9 protein-coding genes, 1 tRNA gene and 1 pseudogene are annotated in these 6,912 nt (G+C 59.8%); 8 read left to right on the forward strand and 3 right to left on the reverse strand.

All coding sequences use genetic code 11. The features are described from left to right. Nucleotides 1–7: 7 nt before the first annotated feature. The 4 genes and pseudogenes from C6558_RS22105 to C6558_RS22120 form a co-directional block, all read left to right on the forward strand. Nucleotides 8–490: pseudogene (locus C6558_RS22105) on the forward strand (peptide deformylase); the annotation flags it as partial. A gap of 148 nt (nt 491–638) precedes the next feature. After that, the gene (locus C6558_RS22110) at nt 639–899 is read left to right on the forward strand and encodes a hypothetical protein (RefSeq protein ID WP_025426707.1); all 261 of its coding nucleotides are present in this window, start codon (nt 639–641) and stop codon (nt 897–899) included. A gap of 160 nt (nt 900–1,059) precedes the next feature. Then, nucleotides 1,060–1,422 carry a hypothetical protein gene (locus tag C6558_RS22115; protein WP_025426706.1) on the forward strand — a complete coding sequence of 121 codons (363 nt, stop codon included), beginning with the start codon at nt 1,060–1,062 and terminating at the stop codon, nt 1,420–1,422. Nucleotides 1,423–1,870: 448 nt separating this feature from the next. After that, on the forward strand, nt 1,871–2,641 hold the full coding sequence (locus tag C6558_RS22120; protein WP_025426705.1) for an adenylate/guanylate cyclase domain-containing protein: 771 nt from the start codon (nt 1,871–1,873) through the stop codon (nt 2,639–2,641). A gap of 97 nt (nt 2,642–2,738) precedes the next feature. Here the strand turns inward: C6558_RS22120 and C6558_RS22125 are convergent, their stop codons facing one another. Beyond that, nucleotides 2,739–2,945, reverse strand: coding sequence for a hypothetical protein (locus C6558_RS22125; protein ID WP_025426704.1), 207 nt, complete (start codon nt 2,943–2,945; stop codon nt 2,739–2,741). Nucleotides 2,946–3,071: 126 nt separating this feature from the next. On the opposite strand from C6558_RS22125, the gene C6558_RS22130 reads away from it, so the two are divergent. Continuing rightward, nucleotides 3,072–3,653, forward strand: coding sequence for a cation transporter (locus C6558_RS22130; RefSeq protein WP_025426703.1), 582 nt, complete (start codon nt 3,072–3,074; stop codon nt 3,651–3,653). Between the two features lie 137 nt (nt 3,654–3,790). On the opposite strand, the gene C6558_RS22135 is transcribed toward C6558_RS22130, so the two are convergent. Next, nucleotides 3,791–3,875: transfer RNA gene (locus tag C6558_RS22135), tRNA-Leu, on the reverse strand. A 194-nt stretch (nt 3,876–4,069) separates the two neighbouring features. Between C6558_RS22135 and lipB the strand changes: the two genes are divergently transcribed. Then, complete coding sequence (lipB, locus tag C6558_RS22140) at nt 4,070–4,789, forward strand: lipoyl(octanoyl) transferase LipB (RefSeq protein WP_038576894.1); 720 nt, start codon at nt 4,070–4,072, stop codon at nt 4,787–4,789. A 28-nt stretch (nt 4,790–4,817) separates the two neighbouring features. Here the strand turns inward: lipB and C6558_RS22145 are convergent, their stop codons facing one another. Then, nucleotides 4,818–5,762 (reverse strand): DMT family transporter, encoded by a 945-nt coding sequence (locus tag C6558_RS22145; protein WP_082523756.1) that lies wholly within the window; start codon nt 5,760–5,762, stop codon nt 4,818–4,820. Nucleotides 5,763–6,012: 250 nt separating this feature from the next. Here C6558_RS22145 and C6558_RS22150 point away from each other — a divergent pair, with 250 nt between their 5' ends. Continuing rightward, a complete protein-coding gene (locus tag C6558_RS22150) occupies nt 6,013–6,411 on the forward strand; it encodes a helix-turn-helix domain-containing protein (protein ID WP_025426701.1) in 399 nt (132 codons plus the stop codon). 80 nt (nt 6,412–6,491) lie between these two features. Next, nucleotides 6,492–6,912: alcohol dehydrogenase catalytic domain-containing protein (locus C6558_RS22155; RefSeq protein WP_158268944.1), on the forward strand; the 421-nt coding region annotated here is incomplete at its 3' end.

The following is a 6,912-nucleotide window of genomic DNA, read 5'->3' on the forward strand; positions in this document are numbered from 1 at the left end:
GCTTCAGATGGCGATCCACCCCATCCTTCGTTTTCCAGATTCGTTGCTGAGCCGGGAAGCAAAGACCGTCGAAGAGTTCGACGCCGCCTTGCGTGCGCTTGCGGACGACCTCCTCGACACGATGCGCGCGGCACCGGGAATCGGTATCACCGCGCCGCACATAGGCATCCTGCAGCGATTGACAGTGATCGAACTCGACCGCGAAAGTGGTGTGCGTATCTTCGTCAATCCCGAGATCGTCTCGCACTCGACCAACATGGTCAAACATGCCGAAGGCAGCGTTTCGATGCCGGGAATTTCCGAAGACGTCGAGCGCCCCGGGATGGTGCGCGTTCGGTACCAGACACTCGACGGTACGCCTGTCGAGGAAGACGCTGACGGCCTGATGGCGGTCTGTCTCCAGCACGAGATCGACCAGCTCGACGGCATTTTCTGGATCCAGCGCCTGTCGCGACTGAAGCGGGAGCGCGCCGTCAAGAAGTTCGAGAAACCACAAGCGAGTTGGCGCGAAACTGACCTGGCGAGCGCCGTCCACCGAGGAGATCGAGCAGACTGCAGTATATCAATCGAACCCGAGCTTTTCGTCCCAGGACCAAATGTCTAGTGTCAAACACAGGTTTTCAATCAAGGATCAGCCTATGAGACCGACGCATGTCGCAATCCTCGCCCTTCTCGCTCTGGCGGGATGCAACACCGCCCCCCCCAACCTCGAGCCGTTACCGGGCAGCCTCACCTACGGCGAGACAGGTCCAATGCGAAAGACGCAGGCGGCGCCGGGTACGATGATTCAGAACCGCTTCTTGCACCAGGGCACCATGGTCTACGAAACCTACGAAGTTCAACCCGATCACAGCTACAAGCTCGTGCGTCGCAGTGTCGCCGACACCTGGTCGAACTGAACATCACGTTTCATGCTGAAATGACATATGAAGCCGGGCCGCCAATTCGTTGGCGTTCCGGCTTCTCTTATCCCTGGCCAATGACCGGGCGATTTGCCTCAAGACGGAACATTGTTGTTCTATGCCCGTTGTTTACGATGACAACAACGGAGGTCATCCGATGAGCAAATATCTGGATGAGCGAGGCGATCCTATCTCAGCAACACATGATCCCGACCGGGAGGACTTTACGGCGCGCGAAAGCCGTCAGGGTCCGCTGGGTGTGCGTGTTCTGGCAATCCTCGGTGCTGGCCTGTTTCTGGCGCTGCTTGTGTGGGGAGGCACCGAAATCTGGAGCGAAAACAGCGATAGCGAACGGACCACGGCAGTCGACCAGATCCAACCGCAACCATCACCGGAGCACACCGGCAGCATCGACAACAAGCAGGGCCGGATACCGGCACCGACGAATACCGCGCCGACCGCAGGTTCAAGCACCGGCGACGAAACACAACAAGTTTCGCCCGACGGCACGGTTAAATGACAGCAGCTGCCGGTTCGGGCTTTCGCCGAGTAACGAAGGTGCCGCAAAGAGCGCCTATCCTCGAAAGAGAAGCTCGAAGACCGGTTGAAGCGCGATAGGCGAAAGCTTGGGGAAGCTGGACAATGAACAATCCAGCTTTCGAGGAGCGGAGCGCGCGCCAAGCATCTCCGCCGGTCACCCCTTGCGCGGATCGCAAAGCGCAAGCGTAACCGCGACTTCCGTTATTCCCCCCTCGCAATTCCCTCCCTCGCACTTTTCGGGTTACCAGCGAAGTCGGATGTTCTGGCGGGCGGCAGTCGGCTGACACTGCAGGGTGAGACGCGCAGCAGAATACGCCGCGCCTTTATTGTCGCCCGATCCAAACCACGAGTTGCCAAAAGCAACTGAATATTAGAAGTTTATTAACGCGCGACCAAAAGGTTTCTGCGGCCTGACGAGATTGCAGGGCATGACGACTGCCTCTTCCCCCGAGCCTGCCCATCACAGCAACGCCAACATATGCCGGGGCTGCTGGGATCAGATGCGCGTACCTATCCCGATCCGCGGCCCGCTTGCCCTTCCCTTCCGCGCATTCGGCATCACCCGAAGCAAGATGAATCCAAACATCTGCACGATCTGCGAACGCTCCTTCCGTTACGTCAAGAAGCAACGCCACATAACCACCCGCGCTACCATCCTGTTTGCAGATATGCGGGGGTTCACGCATCTGTCGGAGCGGATCGAAGCGCTTGAGCTGAGCGAAATTGTCAGCCTTTTCCAGGATCGCTGCGCGCAGGCGGTTTGGGCGCATGACGGCATCGTCAACAAGCAGATGGGCGACGGCCTGATGGCGATCTTCAACTTCCCGATCGAGATAAAGGATCATGCTCGTGCTGCGATCAAGGCGGCGATGGATATACAGCGACATCACGCAGCCCTGGACGGCTCGAACCTGGTCCTCGAAGGCACCCTTGGTCATACGCTCGGCGTTGGTGTCGGCATCCATACCGGCGATGTCGAGATTGGCGAATTCTCAAGCTTCCGCAGCGATTTCACCGCAATCGGCGGCACCGTCAATCAGGCTGCAAGGCTCGAATCCCAGGCCGGTGCCGGCGAGATCCTGGTATCAGCGGAGACGGCCGCCCAAGCGCCGGACTTCATCGATGGCTCCGAGACCCGTCTGCTTTCGCTGAAGGGCATCGAGCACCCGGTGCAGGCGAACGTACTCAAGACAAGGTGACTATAGACGGTCGGCTAAGCCGTTTCTCACTGTTGGCGCAACCAGCCAATTTTCTGCCGAATCGCTGCCGCAAGCTCCGGCGGCCGCTCGCCGTCGATCAAGCCTTCCACATCTTCACCCAAATGCGCCTTGCCTGTCGAAGGGAGCGCTCCATCTGACCTTCCGCACCGGTACCGATCTCGCGTTGCGCCAGACGCACCAGCAAGCGGTTCGCGATCAGCCGGACGACGGTGATCAGAGCACCTCCGTCTAAGGCGACCGGTGCGCAGCCGGCATTGCTGGCTGCGTTGGCAGAGGCTTCCATGAGCAGTGCATATCTCGAAACCTAACGCTCAGGATAGCAATCTATTGCTGGCAAGTGCGTCAAAATTGTCGATGGTGTATTTCGGTAGCTCTGAAGGAAACCCTTAGTGGATGAAGGAAACCCTTAGTGGATAACAATTTACGCCGCGTCGTGCTCATCGTCGCCTTATTGAACCTAGGCTACTTCGGGGTTGAATTCTTCGTTGCGCTTGCCATCGGCTCCGTTTCCCTCTTGGCCGATAGTGTCGACTTTCTCGAAGACACGTCCGTGAACATCCTGATCTTCTTTGCGCTCACCTGGACAGCGCGGAGCCGTGCACGTGTCGGTATGGCGATGGCATTCATTCTTCTGGTCCCCGCGCTGGCCTTCTTATGGACGGCTTGGGCGAAGTTCATGGATCCAATCCCGCCTGAGCCCTTTGCACTATCCCTGACTGGCTTTGGCGCTCTCCTGATCAACCTGTTCTGTGCATACCTTCTCGCCGCGTACCGCCATGGAAGCGGCAGCCTCACGCGGGCGGCATTCCTGTCTGCCCGCAATGACGCCTTTGCCAATGTCGCCATCATCGGCGCGGGCCTGGCGACGGCTTACCTGTGGCAGTCGGCTTGGCCGGATTTAATTGTTGGGCTGGGGATCGCACTGATGAACCTGGATGCAGCGCGGGAAGTCTGGGAAGCTGCGCGCGAGGAACACGACGCCGTGGCGTAATTCGTACGAATTGAAGCCGGAAACTCGCGCTTGGTGCAATGGAACGAACAGATGTCCCACGCATGGTCCCGACGTGGGACACCGTTGCGCTAAGTATAGGGATAAAAACAAAAAAACCTGCCGAAGCAGGTTTTCTTTGGTGCGGTCGAGAAGACTCGAACTTCCACGGGTTGCCCCACAGCGACCTCAACGCTGCGCGTCTACCAATTCCGCCACGACCGCATCGTGGTAGGTGCCGAATTGCTCCGGCGGGGCTGCATGTAGCAAAAGCCTCTGGGGTGCACAAGGGCATGACGACAGAAATTTGACGGGAAAAGAAACTATTTCAACAGCCTCCCCGCGAAGCCCTGCAAACGCTGGACTCTTGTCGCGCGCCGTCCCATGTACAGGGGATCAAAACAGGAATGCAGACGGAAATGCAGCGCGAAAATCTGAGCCAGGACATGTTCGCCCCCCCGGAATCACCCCCGGTTCGCTGGCGGATCGCCCATCACCTCGTCGATTATCCACAGGCGGTTGAAACGATGGAGCGCGAAGCGGCCGCCATTGCCGCCGGCACCGCCGACGAGCTCGTCTGGCTGGTGGAACACCCGCCGCTCTATACCGCAGGCACCAGCGCCGACGCGGCAGACCTCGTGATGCCCGATCGGTTCCCAGTGTTTGCGACCGGCCGCGGCGGTGAATACACCTATCACGGCCCTGGCCAGCGGGTGGTCTATGTCATGCTGGATCTCAAGCGTCGGCGACAGGACGTGCGGGCGTTCGTCGCCGCGCTGGAAAGCGTTGTCATCTCGACGCTTGGTTCGATGAACGTCAAAGGCGAACGCCGAGAGGATCGCGTCGGCGTCTGGGTTCGCCGTCCGGAGAAACCGTCACTTCCGGACGGGTCTACGGCTGAAGACAAGATCGCGGCGATCGGCATTCGCCTGCGCCGCTGGGTGAGCTTTCACGGTTTCTCGCTCAACGTCGATCCGGATCTCGACCATTTCGGCGGCATCGTGCCCTGCGGCATCCGCGGCTACGGCGTCACCAGCCTCGTCGATCTCGGCCTGCCGGTGATGGTGCCGGATGTGGACATGCGCCTGCGCGAAGCCTTCGAAACGGTCTTCGGCCCGACCCGCAACGACCAAGCCTGAATTTGGGACTATTAGGAAGAGGGATGTTTCAGGGCGCTTCGATGAAGCGATCCCTGGCCCGTCGTTCGCGCCAGATCATGAAAAGTCCTGACACGACGATGATCGCAATCCCCAGCCATTTCGAGACCGATGGAAAATCTCCGAAGATGAGATAGCCAAGCGCTGTCGCGGTGACGATCTCGAAATAGGCAAACGGCGCCAGCAGGGAAACGGGTGCCGCCTGGAAGGCCTTGACCACCAGGAGGTGGCCATAGCCCGAAAGCGAGCCGAGGATGACGACGAGCGCCCAGCCGAGCGCGGTCTTTGGCAGAGACGGCTCGAAGTCCGCGACACCCATTTGATCGCCGATCGCAATCACCCCCACCATGAACAGCGTTCCGCCGATACCGGCAATCGTCTGCATCGTCAGCGGGCTGTCGGCCGTTCCGACGGCCCGGTTCAGCAGGAGATAACAGGCAAAGACCGAGGCACAGGCGACCGGCAGCAACGATGTTGCGCCGAAGACGGCGAAGCTGGGCTGAATGACGATCATTGCACCGGCAAAACCTACGGCAATTGCCAGCCAGCGGCGCCAGTCGACCTTCTCGCGCAGGATCAGCGCGGACAGGCAGGTCAGGATGAACGGCTCGACGAAATAGATCGCGAACACATCGGCGAGCGGCATGTATTTCACCGAAATGAAGAAGAACAAGGCCGCCGCCGCCAGAAGAACGCCGCGCAGCAGGTTGAGCCAGAGCCTTTTCGGGCGCAGCGCCCGCAGACCACCAACGGTAATGAGCAAGGGCAGCGTGGCGACAAGCTGGAAGAAGAATCGATAGAACGTCACCTGTGCCGGCGCCATGCCCTCGACGACAGCCATGTACTTGGCGATCACATCCATGCCTGGCAGGATGATCATGGCAAAGAGCATGATGGCGACGCCCTGCATTACCGTGTTCTGGGGATTGGCTGCTGTCGATGCAGACGCGGTCATGGGCTTGTTCCGATTGGGCTGCGCCACTTTAGAACGTTCGCAGCACTTTTCAACGCATACGGGTACGACACGGTAAGACATGTTTCATGGTCGGAGCCGCTTTTGACCGTGTTTTTGCCGCTGCGGGGTGGTCCCTGACGGGCCGAATGCCTATAAGCTCATTTCATCTTCCGCCCCGGAGGAGAAGCGCTCTTACTTCTCTGATCAGAAACCGGGACCTTTGAACGTGACCGTGGCAAAGGAGATATCCATGCGCTTGTCCACCGAAACGATGATTGCTCGCCTGCGCGACACCGGCGACGGAGATACGTTGGGCGGGCGCATCTGGCGCGCGCGCGACGCGGCCAACCTCTCGACCAAGGACCTTGCCGATCAGCTCGGCGTCAGAGTGGAAACGGTTGCCGCCTGGGAGCGCGACCGTGCGGAGCCGCGCACCACCCGCCTGTTCATGCTCGCCGGCGTGCTCGGTGTTACGCCCGCCTGGCTGATCGCCGGCATGGGCCGCGCGCCGGATGATGAGACGAAGACCGTTTCGAGCGAGAGCCTTCGAGAGCAGCTGGCTCTCGTCAAGAAATTGCACGAACAGACTGGCAGGGCCATTGCCGCTCTTGAGATAGAGCTCAATCGCGTTCAACAGACTATTCGTTAGTTCATTGCCGATTCCAACGGGCGACATTGGCCGTTCTGTCGATGCCACCCGAAATCATTGTTAGTTCAAGGAGAAAATAGATGGATGTACGCGCCGCCGTCGCCGTTCAGGCCGGCAAGCCGCTGGAAGTGATGACCGTTCAGCTCGAAGGCCCGCGGGCCGGCGAGGTTCTGATCGAGGTCAAGGCGACCGGCATCTGCCACACCGACGATTTCACGCTTTCCGGCGCCGACCCCGAAGGTCTGTTCCCGGCGATCCTCGGCCATGAGGGTGCCGGCGTCGTCGTTGATGTCGGCCCGGGCGTGACCTCGGTCAAGAAGGGCGACCATGTCATCCCGCTCTATACGCCGGAATGCCGGACCTGCCCGTCGTGCCTGTCGCGCAAGACCAACCTGTGCACGGCGATCCGCTCGACCCAGGGCCAGGGCCTGATGCCGGATGGCACCTCGCGCTTTTCGATCGGCAAGGACAAGATCCATCACTATATGGGCTGCTCCACCT

It is taken from the genome of Ensifer sp. NM-2 (assembly GCF_003024455.1).
GTDB lineage: Bacteria > Pseudomonadota > Alphaproteobacteria > Rhizobiales > Rhizobiaceae > Ensifer > Ensifer canadensis.

Coding starts and splice junctions, on each gene's coding strand:
- C6558_RS22110 (WP_025426707.1), top strand. CDS start 639: ATGAGACCGACGCATGTCGCAATCCTCGCCCTTCTCGCTCTGGCGGGA.
- C6558_RS22115 (WP_025426706.1), top strand. CDS start 1,060: ATGAGCAAATATCTGGATGAGCGAGGCGATCCTATCTCAGCAACACAT.
- C6558_RS22120 (WP_025426705.1), top strand. CDS start 1,871: ATGACGACTGCCTCTTCCCCCGAGCCTGCCCATCACAGCAACGCCAAC.
- C6558_RS22125 (WP_025426704.1), bottom strand. CDS start 2,945: ATGGAAGCCTCTGCCAACGCAGCCAGCAATGCCGGCTGCGCACCGGTC.
- lipB (WP_038576894.1), top strand. CDS start 4,070: ATGCAGCGCGAAAATCTGAGCCAGGACATGTTCGCCCCCCCGGAATCA.
- C6558_RS22145 (WP_082523756.1), bottom strand. CDS start 5,762: ATGACCGCGTCTGCATCGACAGCAGCCAATCCCCAGAACACGGTAATG.
- C6558_RS22150 (WP_025426701.1), top strand. CDS start 6,013: ATGCGCTTGTCCACCGAAACGATGATTGCTCGCCTGCGCGACACCGGC.